The organism is Streptomyces sp. NPDC051555, from assembly GCF_044454405.1.
Taxonomy (GTDB): domain Bacteria; phylum Actinomycetota; class Actinomycetes; order Streptomycetales; family Streptomycetaceae; genus Streptomyces.
This window is the reverse complement of record NZ_JBITDP010000017.1, coordinates 172,223-187,786: the sequence shown is the minus strand read 5'-3', so window position 1 is coordinate 187,786 and position 15,564 is coordinate 172,223. Positions and strand designations below refer to the sequence as shown.

Annotated in this window: 13 protein-coding genes; 8 read left to right on the top strand and 5 right to left on the bottom strand. The window is 71.6% G+C overall.

The genetic code is table 11. The features are described 5' to 3' along the window. The first annotated feature begins 229 nt into the window (after window positions 1-229). Window positions 230-1,483: a cytochrome P450 gene (locus tag ACIBEA_RS30255; protein ID WP_399266294.1), complete on the top strand. Its 1,254-nt coding sequence runs from the start codon at window positions 230-232 to the stop codon at window positions 1,481-1,483. A gap of 521 nt (window positions 1,484-2,004) precedes the next feature. Here ACIBEA_RS30255 and ACIBEA_RS30250 read toward each other — a convergent pair. Further along, window positions 2,005-4,065 (bottom strand): bifunctional glycosyltransferase 87/phosphatase PAP2 family protein, encoded by a 2,061-nt coding sequence (locus ACIBEA_RS30250; RefSeq protein WP_399266292.1) that lies wholly within the window; start codon window positions 4,063-4,065, stop codon window positions 2,005-2,007. 109 nt (window positions 4,066-4,174) lie between these two features. On the opposite strand from ACIBEA_RS30250, the gene ACIBEA_RS30245 reads away from it, so the two are divergent. After that, window positions 4,175-4,522 carry an antibiotic biosynthesis monooxygenase family protein gene (locus ACIBEA_RS30245; RefSeq protein WP_399266289.1) on the top strand — a complete coding sequence of 116 codons (348 nt, stop codon included), beginning with the start codon at window positions 4,175-4,177 and terminating at the stop codon, window positions 4,520-4,522. A gap of 29 nt (window positions 4,523-4,551) precedes the next feature. Here the strand turns inward: ACIBEA_RS30245 and ACIBEA_RS30240 are convergent, their stop codons facing one another. After that, on the bottom strand, window positions 4,552-4,947 hold the full coding sequence (locus ACIBEA_RS30240) for a nuclear transport factor 2 family protein (protein ID WP_399266287.1): 396 nt from the start codon (window positions 4,945-4,947) through the stop codon (window positions 4,552-4,554). 141 nt (window positions 4,948-5,088) lie between these two features. On the opposite strand from ACIBEA_RS30240, the gene ACIBEA_RS30235 reads away from it, so the two are divergent. Then, window positions 5,089-5,610 (top strand): GNAT family N-acetyltransferase, encoded by a 522-nt coding sequence (locus ACIBEA_RS30235; protein ID WP_399266331.1) that lies wholly within the window; start codon window positions 5,089-5,091, stop codon window positions 5,608-5,610. A gap of 31 nt (window positions 5,611-5,641) precedes the next feature. On the opposite strand, the gene ACIBEA_RS30230 is transcribed toward ACIBEA_RS30235, so the two are convergent. Then, the gene (locus ACIBEA_RS30230; RefSeq protein WP_399266329.1) at window positions 5,642-7,693 is read right to left on the bottom strand and encodes a DHA2 family efflux MFS transporter permease subunit; all 2,052 of its coding nucleotides are present in this window, start codon (window positions 7,691-7,693) and stop codon (window positions 5,642-5,644) included. Between the two features lie 218 nt (window positions 7,694-7,911). Between ACIBEA_RS30230 and ACIBEA_RS30225 the strand changes: the two genes are divergently transcribed. Then, on the top strand, window positions 7,912-8,598 hold the full coding sequence (locus ACIBEA_RS30225; RefSeq protein WP_399266285.1) for an HAD-IA family hydrolase: 687 nt from the start codon (window positions 7,912-7,914) through the stop codon (window positions 8,596-8,598). A 42-nt stretch (window positions 8,599-8,640) separates the two neighbouring features. Here the strand turns inward: ACIBEA_RS30225 and ACIBEA_RS30220 are convergent, their stop codons facing one another. Both ACIBEA_RS30220 and ACIBEA_RS30215 read right to left on the bottom strand, forming a co-directional pair. Further along, complete coding sequence (locus ACIBEA_RS30220) at window positions 8,641-9,471, bottom strand: alpha/beta fold hydrolase (protein ID WP_399266283.1); 831 nt, start codon at window positions 9,469-9,471, stop codon at window positions 8,641-8,643. A 676-nt stretch (window positions 9,472-10,147) separates the two neighbouring features. After that, a complete protein-coding gene (locus ACIBEA_RS30215) occupies window positions 10,148-10,729 on the bottom strand; it encodes a TMEM165/GDT1 family protein (protein WP_399266282.1) in 582 nt (193 codons plus the stop codon). 501 nt (window positions 10,730-11,230) lie between these two features. Between ACIBEA_RS30215 and ACIBEA_RS30210 the strand changes: the two genes are divergently transcribed. The 4 genes from ACIBEA_RS30210 (at window position 11,231) to ACIBEA_RS30195 (ending at window position 15,459) form a co-directional block, all read left to right on the top strand. After that, window positions 11,231-11,875 (top strand): HNH endonuclease family protein, encoded by a 645-nt coding sequence (locus ACIBEA_RS30210; protein WP_399266280.1) that lies wholly within the window; start codon window positions 11,231-11,233, stop codon window positions 11,873-11,875. 255 nt (window positions 11,876-12,130) lie between these two features. Continuing rightward, window positions 12,131-13,813 (top strand): alkaline phosphatase D family protein, encoded by a 1,683-nt coding sequence (locus tag ACIBEA_RS30205; RefSeq protein ID WP_399266278.1) that lies wholly within the window; start codon window positions 12,131-12,133, stop codon window positions 13,811-13,813. Window positions 13,814-14,061: 248 nt separating this feature from the next. Further along, window positions 14,062-14,688: a DedA family protein gene (locus ACIBEA_RS30200; RefSeq protein ID WP_399266276.1), complete on the top strand. Its 627-nt coding sequence runs from the start codon at window positions 14,062-14,064 to the stop codon at window positions 14,686-14,688. A 252-nt stretch (window positions 14,689-14,940) separates the two neighbouring features. After that, the gene (locus ACIBEA_RS30195; protein WP_399266274.1) at window positions 14,941-15,459 is read left to right on the top strand and encodes a hypothetical protein; all 519 of its coding nucleotides are present in this window, start codon (window positions 14,941-14,943) and stop codon (window positions 15,457-15,459) included. Window positions 15,460-15,564 lie beyond the last annotated feature (105 nt).

Sequence of the window (15,564 nt, the reverse complement as noted above, 5' to 3'; positions counted from 1 at the left end):
GCCGTCCTCTCCTCCACTGCGGCGGGCCGTCCCGGCGGCGCGCCTGAACTAGTACGCGTTCTAGTTCTCTGGCAGTTTTATGACCTGCGGGCCCCGCACGCAAGGGTCTTGCACACGGCTTGCACGGATTCCACACGCAACAGTTGCCGCGCCTACCCTTGTCACTTCTAGAACTCGTTACTACCTTCGAGCCAACTTCTGATGGGCCGTCAGACTTTGGAGTTGCCGAATGTCCTGCCCCGCACTGCCCGACGGCTTCGACGCCACCGACCCCGACCTGCTCCAAGCCCGCGTCCCCTTCCCGGAGTTCGCGCAGCTTCGGCAGACCGCCCCGGTGTGGTGGTGCCCGCAGACCCGGGGCATCACCGGCTTCGACGACGAGGGCTACTGGGTCGTCACCCGTCACGCGGACGTCAAGTACGTCTCCACGCACCCGGAGTTGTTCTCCTCCACCACCAACACCGCGATCATCCGCTTCAACGAGCACATCCAGCGTGAACAGATCGATGCCCAGCGCCTGATCATGTTGAACATGGATCCGCCGGAACACACCCGGGTCCGCCAGATCGTGCAGCGCGGCTTCACCCCCCGCGCCATCCGCGGCCTGGAGGCCGCCCTGCGCGCCCGCGCCTCGAAGATCGCCGAAGAGGCGGCGGCCGCGGCCGGCGCCTCGGCCGACGGGAGCTTCGACTTCGTCACCCAAGTCGCCTGCGAGCTGCCCCTCCAGGCCATCGCCGAGCTGATCGGCGTACCGCAGGAGGACCGCGCGCGGATCTTCGACTGGTCGAACAAGATGATCGCCTACGACGACCCGGAGTACGCGATCACCGAGGAGGTCGGCTCCACGGCGGCGATGGAACTCATCGGCTACGCCATGAACCTCTCCGCCGCGCGCAAGGAGTGCCCGGCCAAGGACATCGTGACGCAGCTCGTCGCGGCCGAGGGCCAGGGCAACCTGGGCTCGGACGAGTTCGGCTTCTTCGTGCTGCTGCTCGCGGTCGCGGGCAACGAGACCACGCGCAACGCGATCAGCCACGGCATGCACGCTTTCCTCACCCACCCCGAGCAGTGGGAGCTCTACAAGGCGACCCGCCCCTCGACGGCGGCCGAGGAGATCGTGCGCTGGGCCACCCCCGTGGTGTCCTTCCAGCGCACCGCGACCCAGGACACCGAACTGGGCGGCCAGAAGATCAAGGCGGGCGACCGGGTGGGGATGTTCTACTCCTCCGCCAACCACGACCCCGAGGTCTTCGAGAACCCGGACGTCTTCGACATCACCCGCGACCCGAACCCCCACCTCGGCTTCGGCGGCGGCGGCCCGCACTTCTGCCTCGGCAAGTCCCTGGCGATCATGGAGATCGACCTGATCTTCAACGCCCTGGCCGACGCCCTCCCGAACCTCCACCTGACGGGCCCCCCACCCCGCCGCCTCCGCGCAGCCTGGCTGAACGGCATCAAAGAACTCCGAGTAACCCACACCTGACCCCCACCACCCATCCGGGCCCGGCCCAATCCAGCCCGCCCCACCAATCCAGGCCCAGCCCAATCCAGCCCGCCCAGCGTTTGAGGGCCCGCCGGAGGCACGATCGCTCAACGGCGAACACCCGACGCCTCCGGTGGCCCCGACCTGGCCGAACCAGGCCCAGCCACATCCAGCCCGCGGCTAGCAATCCAGGCCCAGCCACATCCAGCCCGCGGCTACCAATCCGGGCCCGGCCCAATCCAGCCCGCCCGGCGTTTGAGGGCCCGCCGGAGGCACGATGACCGGCGACGCACCCCGCGGCATCCGCCCGACGGCGACCCACCACATCCAGCCCGCCCGGCGCTTGAGGGCCCCCACGGCCGGCCGGCCGACTGGCGGGCCGCCCCCACCGGGCGGATCCTGACAGGACGCGGCGATCCACGAAAGGGGCGCCGGAGCGGGTACCACCCACCGCTCCGACGCCCCTTCGCCACGCCAAGCCAAGCCACGCGCCCCGCCCCGCCCCGCGAGGCCACGTCACGTCACGCCCGACTACGCTCCCCCGCCCTACGGTCACCACCGGCACCGTCACCGCCGCCCGAGGCGACCCGCTCCGGCACCCGCGGCCCCGGCACCGCCACCCCGGCCGGCACAGCCGCCCCCCGGGGCCCGGAGAGCACGTACACGAGCCCGAACCCCGCACTCACGACCACCGCACCGCCCACCGCGTCGAGCACCCAGTGGTTGGCGGTCGCGATGATCGCGCACACCGTGATCAGCGGGTGCATCGCCCCCAGCACCTTCTGCCACCCCTTGGGCGCCAGGGTGACGATCACGATGCCGCACCACAGCGACCAGCCGAAGTGCAGCGAGGGCATCGCCGCGTACTGGTTCGAGATCGCGGTCATCGCCCCGTACTGCGGGTTGGCCAGGTCCTGCACGCCGTGCACGGTGTCGATGAACCCGAGCCCCGGCATCAGCCGCGGCGGCGCCAGCGGATAGAGCCAGAAGCCGACGAGCGCGAGGACGGTCGCCAGCCCCAGCGAGGCGCGGGCCCAGCGGTAGTCGGCGGGGCGGCGCCAGTACAGGACGGCCAGGATGGTCAGCGGGACCACGAAGTGGAAGGACGTGTAGTAGAAGTTGAAGAACGCCTCCAGCCAGCGGACGCTGACCACGGCGTGGTTCACGGCGTACTCGATGTCGATGCCCAGGGTCCGCTCGATGGAGAGGATCTGGGTCCCATTGCCCTCGGCGAGCGAGCGGCCGGTGGGCGCGGCGGCGCGGATGTGCGAGTACAGGGAGTACCCGACCCGTATCAGCAGGAGCTCCAGCAACAGGTTGGGGCGGGCCAGCACGCGCCGCCAGAACGGCAGCAGCGGGATCCGCGACCAGCGGGCGACCGCGGGGCGCGCGTAGGCGGTCGGGACGGGCTCGCGCCAGTACGGCGAGCTGCGCGGCAGGAACGGCACCGCGCAGGCCGCGGCGAGGGCCGCCAGCAGCAGCACGTTGTCCCGTACGGGCGCCAGTACGGCCATGTTCGGCAGCAGCATCGCGCTGGGCAGCGTCATGGCGAGGATCACCGCGACCGGCCACACCGGCCGGTCGGCAGCCCGCTTGCCGACCTTGCCCGCCACCGCGAGCAGCACCCACAGCAGCTGGTGGCGCCAGCCGGTCGGCGATACCGCGACGGCCACGCAACCGGTGATCGCGACCGCGAGCAGCAGCTGGCCGTCGCGGGCGTAGCGCGCCGCGCGGCGCAGGCCGAGCCAGGCGATCCCGGCCGCGAGGGCGACGTACAGAAGGATCTCGGCGGGTCCGGAGAGTCCGAGCCGCAGCAGCGCGCCGTGGACGGACTGGTTGGCGAGGCCGCTGGGGCTGCCGCCGAGGCCGGTCCCGGCCAGGTGGTGGATCCAGTACGTCCAGGAGTCGTGCGGCAGCGCGGCCCAGGACAGCAGCGTGCAGGCGGCGAAGGTGGTGAGGGCGGTGCGCGCGGTGGGGCGGCGTTCGGTGAGCCACAGCAGCGGCGCGAAGAGCAGCAGGGCGGGCTGGAGCGCGGCGGCGAGGCCCATCAGGAACCCCGCCGGACGCTCGCCCGGCACCCGGAAGAAGGCGAGCAGCACCAGCAGCACCGGCAGCACCGCGGTCTGGCCCGGGGAGGCCGCCTCGCGCACGGGCAGCGAGACCATCATCAGGGCGACCAGCACGGGCGCGGCCAGCAGCGCGGTGCGCCGGGGCACCGGATCCGGCAGGCCCCGCGCGGCCACCAGCCCGATGGCGGCGACGAACAGCAGGGTCACGCAGGTCCAGGCGACCTCCAGCGACTGGTCGGCCAGGCCGACCAGCGGCTTGAGGACGAGGCCCGCGAAGGGGGTCCCGGTGAACTGTCCGGCGTCGTAGAGCGAGCCCGGAAGGCCCGGCAGGTAGAAGCCGGTGAGCCACTCGCCGGGCGGCACGCGCAGCACGGCGGACGCCTGTCTGACGGCCAGGAGGCCCGCCAGCGCCCATAGGACGAGGCGCGCGGCGCCGAGCCTGCTGCCGCTACCACCACCGCCTATGACTCCGGCATGTCCGTTGACACCGCTGTGCTCCGCCGCGTTGGCCACGCCCCGCCGGCCTCCCGCCCTTGTTGACTGCAACCGTGACTTCGCCTGGCTGCCGCGATGAATTACCCGGGACGACGATATCCCGCATGGGATACCTAGGATGGCGGGCATGAGCATTGTGAAGATCAACGCACTGTCCGTACCGGCGGAACAGCGGGAGGTACTGGAGCAGCGGTTCGCCTCGCGGGCGGGCTCCGTGGAGAACTCGGACGGGTTCGAGTGGTTCGAGCTGCTGCGCCCCGTCGAGGGGACCGATCAGTACCTCGTGTACACCCGGTGGCGCTCGGAGGCCGACTTCCAGGCGTGGATGGAAGGGCCCATGAAGGCGGCGCACCAAGGCGGCGGACAGGGTGGCGGCCAAGGCGCGCAGGGCGGCGGGGAGCGGCCGAAGCCGGCGGCTTCGGCGTCCCAGGTGTGGTCCTTCGAGGTCGTGCAGCAGGCGGCTCCGAAGCAGTAGCTTGCTAGCTGCCTAGCTGCCTAGCTGGCCTAGCTCCAGAAGGCGTCGGACTCTTCGATATCCGCGACGCACTCGTCGATGTCGGTGATCTTGTTGCCGACGAGGGTGAAGAAGAGTCCGCCGTGCATCTCGATCCCGCGGTCGCCGCGGTCACCGCGTGACCGGTGGACCGAGATGACGTGCCCCCGACCGTCGGCCAGCAGCGTCTCCAGGTCCACCCGCAAGGTGCCGTTCGTCTCCGCGCCGAGGCGACGGTAGAGGTCGAGCACGGCCTCCCGGCCCTTGTGGTGCCCGGACAACGGACTGCTGCCGGGAACGTGGTGGACGACGTCGGCCGTGAACAATGTGGCCATCGTCTCCATGTCGCCCGTGCTGAAGGCCGCGTAGCCGCGACGGACCACGGCGCAGTCGGGGTGCTCCGACATGACGTTCACACCCTTCGGTGATGGGGAACGGGGGAATTGCCCTTTTTCCTATCATCGGCCCGGGGGTGTGGATATTCCATGCGGCGGCGCGGCCGCAGCCTCCAGAATGACGCCATGGACAGCACGGACACGGGCACGGGCATGGGCACGAGCAAGGGAACGAACACGGGGGGCGTCGGCGGGGAAGGGTGGTCGGTCGCTCCGGAGCCGTACACGGACCCGGACTCGGTGGTCCTGCGCCGTGCCTATTACGCGGAGCTCGCCGGGCGGTACTACCACCGCACGATGACGGAGGCCGAGATCGACGAGGCCCTGATCGCGGACTTCCCGGACGACGACCTCGTCCTGCCCACGGGAGAGTTCGTGGTCGGCCGCCTGGCCGGCGCCGCGCTGGCGTGCGGGGGCTTTCGGCTCCTGGACCCGGAGACCGCCGAGCTGACCCGGGTGTACGTCGACCCCCGCACCCGGGGCACGGGCGGCGGCGGGGCGGTCCTCGCGGCGCTGGAGGGCGTGGCGCGGTCCCTGGGCGCGCGGCGCGTCATCCTGGACACCCGCTCCGACCTGGTGGAGGCCCGCAGCCTGTACGCGAAGCACGGGTACGACGAGATACCGGCGTACAACGACAGCGAGTACGCCCAGCATTGGTTCGGCAAGCGCCTGTAGGCATGGGCCCCCAGTAGCCCCGGTCGCGGTCTCAGCGGGCCTCGTGGTCGCGGCGCGGCAGGGTGTCGTAGGGCTCCTCCGCGTCGGAACCGCACAGCTCGGCGTTGATCTCGCCGACCAGTTTGATCAGGTCGGTGGGCCGGTCCGGTCCCCACCAGTCGCCGAGCAGCTCCGCGAGGGACTCCTGCCGCGCGTCCGCCAGCCGTACCGCCGCCGAGCGCCCAGGCTCGGTCAGGATCAGCGGGATCCCGTCACGGACGGCGAGACCGCGCTCTTCGACCTGGCGGGCGGCCTCGGTGATCGCCTTCAGCGGCACGCTGGTGCGTTCGGCCAGCATCGCCGGCTCGACCGATCCGTACTTCTTCATCCGCAGCAGCAGCCAGCTCGCGGCGGGGAGCAGGTCGAAGCCCGCCTTCGCGGTGATGTCCTCGTAGACGTGCCGACGGCCCTCGCGGGTGCCGAGGACCGACAGCGCCCGGGCGACCTCGTCGTGCGAGGAGCGCTCGACGGGGTTGGAGGCGAGGGTCTCGGTCACGTCCGGGGCCGTCACCGAGCCGCGCAGCTTGTCCTCCTTCAGGAACCAGGCGACCAGGAAGGCCAGGAGGACGACGGGGACGGCGTAGAGGAAGACGTCGGTGATGGAGGTCGCGTAGGCGTCCAGGACCCGGGGGCGCAGGGCCGGGGGCAGTGCGGCGATGGCGCGGGGGTCGGCCTTCAACCGGGCCGCCGTGCCGGGCGGCAGCGGGATGCCGGCGAGGGCGGAGACGAGCTTCTCGTCGAGCCGGTTGGTGAAGATCGTGCCGAAGATGGCCACGCCGAAGGAAGCCCCGATGGAGCGGAAGAAGGTCGCGCCGGAGGTGGCGACGCCGAGGTCGGCGTAAGTGACCGCGTTCTGCACCGCCAGGACCAGCACCTGCATGACCAGGCCGAGGCCGAAGCCGAAGACGAAGAAGTAGGCGCTCATCTCCCAGGTGGAGCTGGTGCGCTGCAACTGGTGCAGCAGGAGCAGCCCGACGGCGGTGATGGCGGTGCCGACGATGGGGAAGACCTTCCACCGTCCGGTGCGGCTGACGATCTGGCCCGAGGCCGTGGAGGAGATCAGCAGGCCGAGCACCATCGGCAACATGTGGACGCCGGACATGGTGGGCGAGACGCCCTGGACGACCTGGAGGAAGGTCGGCAGGTAGACCATCGCGCCGAACATCGCGAAGCCGACGATGAAGCTGATCAGCGAGCAGAGCGTGAAGGTCCGGATCCGGAAGAGCTTCAGCGGCAGCACGGGTTCGGCCGCGCGGCGCTCCACCATGAGGAACACGACGAGCAGCACCAGGCCGAGCACGGCCAGGGCGATGATCCGCGTCGAACCCCAGCCCCAGGTGCCGCCGAAGGAGGCGACCAGCACCAGGCCGGTGGCGACGGAAGCGATCAGGAAGGTGCCGAGGTAGTCGATCGTGTGCCGGGAGGAGCGCTTGGGGATGTGCAGCACCGCGGCGATCACGGCCAGGGCGACGAGGCCGATGGGGAGGTTGATGTAGAAGACCCACCGCCAGGACAGGTTGTCCACGAACAGGCCGCCCAGCAGCGGGCCCAGCACACTGGTCGCGCCGAAGACGGCGCCGAAGAGCCCTTGGTACTTGCCTCGTTCCCGGGGCGGGACGATGTCGCCGACGATCGCCATCGACAGCACCATCAGTCCGCCGCCGCCCAACCCCTGGACCGCCCGGAAGCCGATGAGCTGGGGCATGTTCTGGGCCAGGCCGCAGAGCGCGGAGCCGATCAGGAACAGGACGATGGCCGCCTGGAAGAGCTTCTTGCGCCCGTACTGGTCACCGAGCTTGCCCCACAGGGGCGTGGCGGCGGTGGAGGCGAGCATGTAGGCGGTGACGACCCAGGACAGGTGCTCCATCCCGCCGAGGTCGCTGACGATCGTCGGTAGGGCGGTGGAGACGATGGTCTGGTCGAGCGAGGCGATCAGCAGACCGAGCAGCAGCGCACCGATGGAGACGAGGACCTCGCGGGAGGCGTGTTCGTCGCCCGGGCCGCGCGCGGGATCCGCGACCGAGGGGGTCACTTCCTGGGCCATCGGCTCCTCCTCGGGGACCGGGCGGCGGTAGGACATCTCCATCCTGAGCGGTACGTCCCGTTACGGCCTGCTGGGAGACCTAGGTCACTGGATTGGCCGAATCGGGGAATTGTTTTGTACCCTGGTGGAACAAAGTGGCTCCGCCTGCATACCCTGACCGGTAGGCGGAGCCACTTGTTTTTGTTTCCCCACTGCCGCGCCCCCTCTGGAGACCCCTGATGCCGGCCAGCACCACCACCGCCGCTACCGCCCCCGTCGTACTGAGCGCGAAGGCGCTCCTCCTGGACATGGACGGCACCATCGTCAATTCCGACGCGGTGGTCGAACGCTGCTGGCGCGAGTGGGCGGTGACGCACGGCTTGGATCCGCACGAGGTCATCAAGGTGGTCCACGGCCGCCAGGGCTACGCCACCATGGCGATCCTCCTCCCGGAGCGCCCGATGGCGGAGAACTACGCCGAGAACACCGTGATGCTGGCCCGCGAGACCGCCGACACCGAGGGCGTGGTCCCGGTCGGTGGCGCCGCGGAGTTCATGGCGGCCCTCGCGGAACTCCCGCACGCCCTGGTCACGTCCGCGGACCTGGCACTGGCCACGGCCCGGATGACCGCGGCCGGCCTCCCGATGCCGCGGATCCGGGTGACGGCCGAGTCGGTGTCCGCCAGCAAGCCCGACCCGGAGGGCTTCCTCAAGGGCGCCGCCGAGCTCGGCATCGACCCGGCCGACTGCATCGTCTTCGAAGACTCCGAGGCGGGCATCGCAGCGGGCCTCGCGGCCGGCATGCGCGTCATCGGCGTCGGCCCCCGCGCCGCCGCCCACGCCCCCACGGCCCACGTCCCCGACCTCACCGCCCTCATCCTCACCACCACCCCCACGGGCACCCTCACGCTCACCCTCGCCCCGTAGAGCGGAAGCCCAGGCACCTACCAGCGGGCGCGGGCTCCACCGTCACGCACCGGCGAAGGCGTGCAGGTCGTCGTTGAGGCGGTCCGCATGGGTCGCGAACAGCCCGTGGCCCGCGTACTCGTACACGTGCAGCTCCGCCCCCGGGATCAGGTCGGCCACGCGGCGGCCCGTGAGGGCCAGGGGTGCGGAGGCGTCGTCCGACCCGTGGATGACCAGGACCGGGCAGTCGATCTTCGCCAGCTCCGGGACGAGGTTCAGGGAGGGGATGAGGTCCCCCAGGGCATTGCCGGCGCGCGCCGTCGCCCCGAGGCAGCGGTCCACCATGTACGCCACGTACGCGTCCGACACCTGCGGCCCGGGCAGGTGGCGGGCGAAGAACGCGTCGGCCCCGTCGGCGAAGAACTTCGCCCGGTCCTGCCGGAAGGTCTCGTTGAATCCGCGGATCAGCTCCGGGTCCAGTCCCTCCGGGTGGTCCGCGGAACAGGCCGGCCCCGGGGCGATCCCGCCGACCAGGGCGACCCGCGCCACCCGGGCGGTACCGCGGATGGTCAGGTACCGGACCACCTCGACCGCGCCCATGGAATGCCCGACCAGAGTGATGTCGCGCAGGTCCAGGTGGTCGAGCAGCGCGGCCAGATCCCCGGCGAGAGTGTCGAGGTCGAAGCCGCCCCAGACGTCCTCGGACCTGCCGTGCCCCCTGCGGTCGAAGCCCACGCAACGGAAGCCCTCGGCCGCCAGCGGCAGCATCTGGTGCTCCCACATCTCGGTACCGAAGTACGAGCTGTTGACGAAGACGATGACCGGGCCGTCCGCGGGGCCGTAGTCCACGAAGTGGAGGCGGGTGCGGTCGGTGGCGGATTCGAAGTACGGCATGGCGAAGGTCCCTTCGGGGAGTGACTGTCTGCGGCGGCCCGGTACGACAGCCATCCTGACCCCGGGGCCCCGAGGCGGTCGATTACCCCAGGAGTCATACGGCACGGGCGACCCCAGCACCGACCGCCACCGGGCCCAGCCCCCCGAGTCCGGCGCGCGACGGTCGGGCCCGGTACGCCGGGGGCCGGAGCCGGGGCCGGTACGCCGGGGCCGGACGCCGGTACGCCGGGGCCCAGCCGGGCCCGGTACGCCGGGACCGGACGCCGATACGCCGGGGCCGAGCCGGGCCCGGTACGCCGGAGCACCGGAGCAAAGCGCCGGAGCCGGCTCACGCACCCATCACGCGAAGGCCAGCAGAGCGTGGCCAGGCGGCCCAGAACACCGAGGCCGGCGCGCCCAAGCCGAGACCGGAACCCGGAGCAAGACCCGGGCGCAGGACACCGAGACCGGGCGCCGGGCCCGGCTCGCCGTCCGGGGCCCGGACCCGGAAGACCGCCACGCCAGCGCCACCGCCACCGCCACCGAAGCCGGGCCAAGCGAGCGGCTCCGAGGCCGGCGGACCGGGTCCAGACCCAGCCAGCCAGACCCGGGGCCCGGACCCCGCAGGCAGGGGCGCCGCAGCCCCAACGCACGGCCGGGCCCGCCCGCACTACCCGCCCCCACGGGAACCCCCGGTTCAGCCCGCGATCGCCTCGTACAGCGAGAACACGGCCAGCGCGGCCATCACGCATGCCGCGACCTTCGTGATCAGGCGCAGCGGGATGTACTTCATCAGCGTGCGCCCGCCCAGGATGCCGATCCCCGCGACCGCCCACAGCGCCAGGACCGCTCCGATGCCGACCGAGACGGGGTCGTCATAGCGGGCCGCGAGGTTGGCCGTCATGATCTGCGTCAGGTCACCGAACTCGGCGACCAGGATCAACATGAAGCCCGCCCCCGACACCTTCCAAAAGGATTGGTCAGCAGGCTCCTTGACCTCCTCGTCCTCCTCGTTCTTCTTCAAGAGCAGCATCGCCGCGCCCGCCAGGAACAGGACGCCCACGACCGCCTGGACGAGACGGTGCGGCAGCAGGGTCAACACGCTGGCCGCGGCGATGGCGAGCGCCACGTGCACCGCGAAGGCCGCAGCCACGCCCACGAAGACGTAGGACGCCCGGTAGCGGGTGCCGAGCATCAGTCCGGCGAGGGCCGTCTTGTCGGGGAGTTCGGCGAGGAAGACGACGCCGAATGCGATCGCCAGAATGCTGAAGCTGATCACGGGGTGAAACCTCAATCGGTCGGGCAGGACGCCATCGGAACCGAGAGACCTGGGTGTTTCAGGGGTCGCTTCGGCACGGCGGCGCCCTGTGTGCAAACAGGACACTGCGGCCGAAGGTCTCGCTGGCCGACCGCTGACGCGGCCTGCCTCCGGGCGCCGGCTGGGATGACCCAGCAGTATGTCGACGGTCCGGCGAAGAGCTACTCCCCTTCTGCTCGATACACCCTACGCGACCCCAGGCGCCGCCCGAAATAGGCCCTTGGTCCCCTCTGGACCCCGCCACCTCGCGCGCACCACCCCCTCTCTCGCCACTGCACCACCTCCCGCCTCATCCGGAATCACAACCTCCTTTTGCATCAAGGCCGTTGCACACCTTGATGTGACGTGCCCATGTCGCCACGCTGTCACCTGGCGCCCATCCCCGCGAAACCCGGCGCCGCAACCATGACCGAGCCCCGCCGGGGCCGCACGGCCAGTCCCCCCACACCAAGGGAGTCCTTCATGCCCGCCGTCTACGCGCGTCGCATTGGCATGCTCGCCTCAGCCGCCGCCCTCACGTCCCTCGCCGCCCTCGTGAACGCGCCGGCCGCCCAGGCCGCCCCGCCCGCGCCGATCAGTGCCGCTGCCGCCCGCTCGTACCTGGCCACGGTGACCCCCAAGGCGGAAGGCTCCTCCAGCGGCTACAGCCGCGGCCTCTTCCCGCACTGGATCACCCAGTCCGGTACCTGTAACACCCGCGAGGTCGTGCTCAAGCGCGACGGCGTGAACGTGGTCCAGGACTCCTCCTGCGCGGCCGTCAGCGGGAGTTGGTACTCGGAGTACGACGGCGCCACCTGGACGGCCGCCTCCGACCTGGACATCGACCACATGGTGCCGCTCGCCGAAGCCTGGCGCTCCGGGGCCAGCTCCTGGACGACCGCCAAGCGCCAGCAGTTCGCCAATGACCTGACCCGCCCCCAGCTCATAGCCGTGACCGACAACGTCAACCAGGCCAAGGGAGACAAGGACCCGGCGGCTTGGCTGCCGTCCCGGACCGCCTACCGGTGCACCTACGTCCGTATGTGGGTGAACGTGAAGCAGTACTGGGGTCTGAGCATCGACTCCGCCGAGAAGACCGCCCTCACGAACGTCCTCAACGGCTGCTGAGCCCGCGCCCCACCGCCTTCTTCCCGCACCCTTCGCACCTCACGTTCGCGCTTCGCACCGCGCACTTCGCACCTCACGCCCAACGCCTCCCCTCTTCCCTTTCACCTCTCGTCCTTGTCCTCTCAACACTCGCCCATCGCCGCCCCCGTCCACCTCCCCCGTGCGGGGAATCGATCTCCCCCGCCAGGGGGAACCGCTCTCCCTCCTCCACGCCGTACCTTGTGATCCAAGGGGACATGGAGGAGGGGGAGTTCGATGGCAGGACTGCGTCTGGGGCCATTGCTGCGGTACGTCGACTGGGACACGGGCGGTTCGGCGACGATCTGGGTCGAGTCCGACCGACCGGCCACTGCCGAGGTGCGCTGCGCCGACGGCGCGGGCGGGAGCGCGCGCACCTTCCAGATAGCCGGTCACCACTACGCGCTGGTTCCGGTGACCGGCCTGACCCCGGGCAGCACCACCGCGTACGAAGTGGTGCTCGACGGCGTCCGGGTGTGGCCGCAGCCCGACAGCGGCTTCCCACCGAGCACCATCAGCACCCCGGCCGTCGCCGGCCGCGGTCGCCCCGGCCCGGGTCCCGGGTTGAGGGTCACCTTCGGGTCCTGCCGCCAGGCCGCCCCGCCGGCCGGCCGCCGCGGCCCGCACGGCGCGGACGCCCTCGACACCCTCGCCGCGCGGCTCGCCGCCGATCCCGCGGCGGAGCGGCCCGACCTCCTGCTCCTGCTGGGCGACCAGGTCTACGCCGACCAGCTCTCCCGGCCTACCAGACAGTGGCTCGCAGCCCGCCGGGACCTGCGCGAGGCGCCCGGAGCGCAGGTCGCCGATTACGAGGAGTACACGCGGCTCTACTACGAATCCTGGTTGGACCCGGAGATCCGCTGGCTGCTGTCGACCGTACCCAGCCTCCAGATATTCGACGACCACGACGTCTGCGACGACTGGAACACCAGCGCCGCCTGGCTGGCCCAGATGCGGGCCACCCCGTGGTGGCGGGAGCGGATCCTGAGCGCGCTCATGTCGTACTGGGTGCACCAGCACCTGGGGAACCTCTCCCCCGACGACCTGGAGGCGGACCCGCTCTACGAGGCCGTTCGACAGACCCCCGACGGGACGGAGGCGCTGCGCGCCTTCGCCGCCACAGCCGATGCCGACCCGTCCACCGTCCGCTGGAGCTACCGCCGGGACTTCGGACGGACCCGCCTGCTGATGGTGGACACACGGGCCGCGCGGGTGTTGGCGGAGGACGGGCGGGCGATGCTCGACCCGGCCGAACAGCAGTGGGTCCGGGACAACGCGATGGAGGGGCACGGAGGCTACGACCACCTCCTGATCGGCTCCTCGCTGCCATGGCTGATGCCACCTCTGATCCATGACGCCGAGGTGTGGAACGCAACGCTGTGCCGGGGCGAGCGCGGGCCGCGCTGGGCGCGGATCGCGGAGGACCTGCGCCGGCGCGCCGATCTGGAGCACTGGGCCGCCTTCCCGGCCTCTTTCGAGGCACTGAGCGATCTGATCGAGCAGGTGGGGACGGGGCCACGGGCTCCGGCGACTGTCTGCGTCCTGTCGGGAGACGTACACCACGCGTATGTGGCCGAGCCCCGAATACCCACCACGTCCCGGGTCTACCAGCTGACCTGCTCCCCGGTGCACAACTCCATCCACACCGCGGTGAAGCTCGGCTTCCGGCTCGGCTGGTCCCGCACGGGGCGGTGGCTGGGGCGCGGGCTGTCGCGGCACGGACGGACGGGCCGACCGCCGCTGAGCTGGCGACGTACGGGCGGGCCCTGGTTCGGCAACCAGCTGATGACCCTGGCCCTGAAGGGACGTACCGCGCGGCTGCGGCTGGACCAGGCGCACAAGGAGCGCTGGCCACGACGGGGCGAGCCCACGCTGGTGACCGTCCTGGACCGCGAGCTGACCGCTGCCGACCCGGGCTGAGCCGGGCCCGACCAGGGACTGAGGGCGTGGCGGCCCGGTTCCGGCACCGTTCTGACACGGATCCGACGCCCTCTGTGGCAGCAGGGCACGTACGGGTGTGACAGCAAACATGACATAGGAGGTGCCCCGGGGACACATGGTGCCAGCGTGCGGCGTACGCTGTATGGCTGTCAGCCGCCCCTGCCGCTCCCCCGCGACGTCGCGGCGCTTCAACGCTGAAGCACGTCACTGGACTGGGGAGTCCCGTTTTGTTTGAGACTGTGGGGTCGCTGACCACGAGCCCGTGGATCTACGCCGTGGTGGCACTTTCCGTGCTGCTCGACGTCTTCCTGCCCGTACTGCCGAGCGGTGTCCTGGTGATCGCCGCGGCCGCCGCGGCGGCGACCGGAGGCGGCGCGCCCGTGGCGATGCCGGGCCAGGTGCCCGACATCCTGCCACTCCTGGCCGTGGCCACCAGCGCATCGGTACTGGGCGACCTGGCCGCGTACCGGGCGGGCCGCCGTGGCGGGGACTGGCTCGACCGGGCCATCTCCCGCTCGCGCCGGCTCAGCCGCGCCCAAGAGCGACTCGGCGTGGCGCTGGCCCGCGGCGGCGGGGCCCTCGTGGTGATCGCCCGCTTCGCCCCGGCCGGCCGCTCGGTGGTGTCGCTGGGCGCGGGCAAGCGCAACCGCGAGGTGCGGGAGTTCCTGCCCTGGTCGCTGCTGGCCGGAATGGCCTGGGCCGGCTACAGCGTCTCGCTCGGCTACTACGGCACCCAGTGGCTCGGCGCGACCTGGCTCGGCACGGCGGTCTCGGTGATCGCCCTCTTCGGCGCGGGCGCCCTGGCCGCGTACATGGTCCGCCGCCCCACCCCGGTACCCGCCCCGGCCTCCTGACCGAGGCACCCGAGGCACCCGGGGCCCGCAAGGTACCCGGAGCACCCGAAGTACCAGGAGAGCCCAGAACACCCGGAGCGCCCGAAGCATCGCCTGGTGCTTCGGGTGCTCCGCATGCCCCGGCTCCCTCGGGCGGACCAGTGCGCTCACCCGTTCACCCGGTCCCGATCGCCGCCCCGGGGCCCGGCTCCTAGCGTCCACAGCACGGTGCGCAACCGGCTGCGCCGTGCCAGGAGCCGAGGAGTCCTCTACATGCCCGCCACGCACCGCCGTCTGCCGCCGACCGCCGCGGCCGCCCTCCCCGCCGCCTCCGTCTGCGCGCTCGCCCTGTTCGCCGTGTTCGCCGCCGCGCCCACCCCCGCACACGCCTCCCCCTCCGCCACCGTGTCCCCCGGCTCCCCGGCCCCGGGCCAGCGGATCGCCCTCAGCATCAGCGGCTGCGGCACCAAGACCGGCCGGGCCTCGTCGCGGGCGTTCGGCGAGGTCCGGCTCACCCCGGGCAACCTGGAGGCCAGCAACCTCTTCGGCAGCGCCGACGTCCTGCGCACCGCGGCCGTCGGCTCCCACCCGGTGACCTTCGAGTGCGGGGGCCCGGGCGGCACCCGCGTCACCGTCCCGCTGACCGTCATCGCCGGCGCGGCGCGCGGCGGTTCGGGCGGCAGCATCGGCTCGACGAGCACCGGCCAGATCGCGGTCGGCGGCGCACTGGTCGCGGGCGCGCTCGGCGCGGGATTCCACGTGATGCGGCGCCGCTCCGAAGCGGACGCCTGAGCCCCGCGGCGAACGAGCACCCCGGCCCGAAGGCCGAGGGGCCGCGGGACCGGGGGGCGCGGAGGCAAGGTGCCGCGGGGGGGGGCAAGGCATGGCCGATGGTCC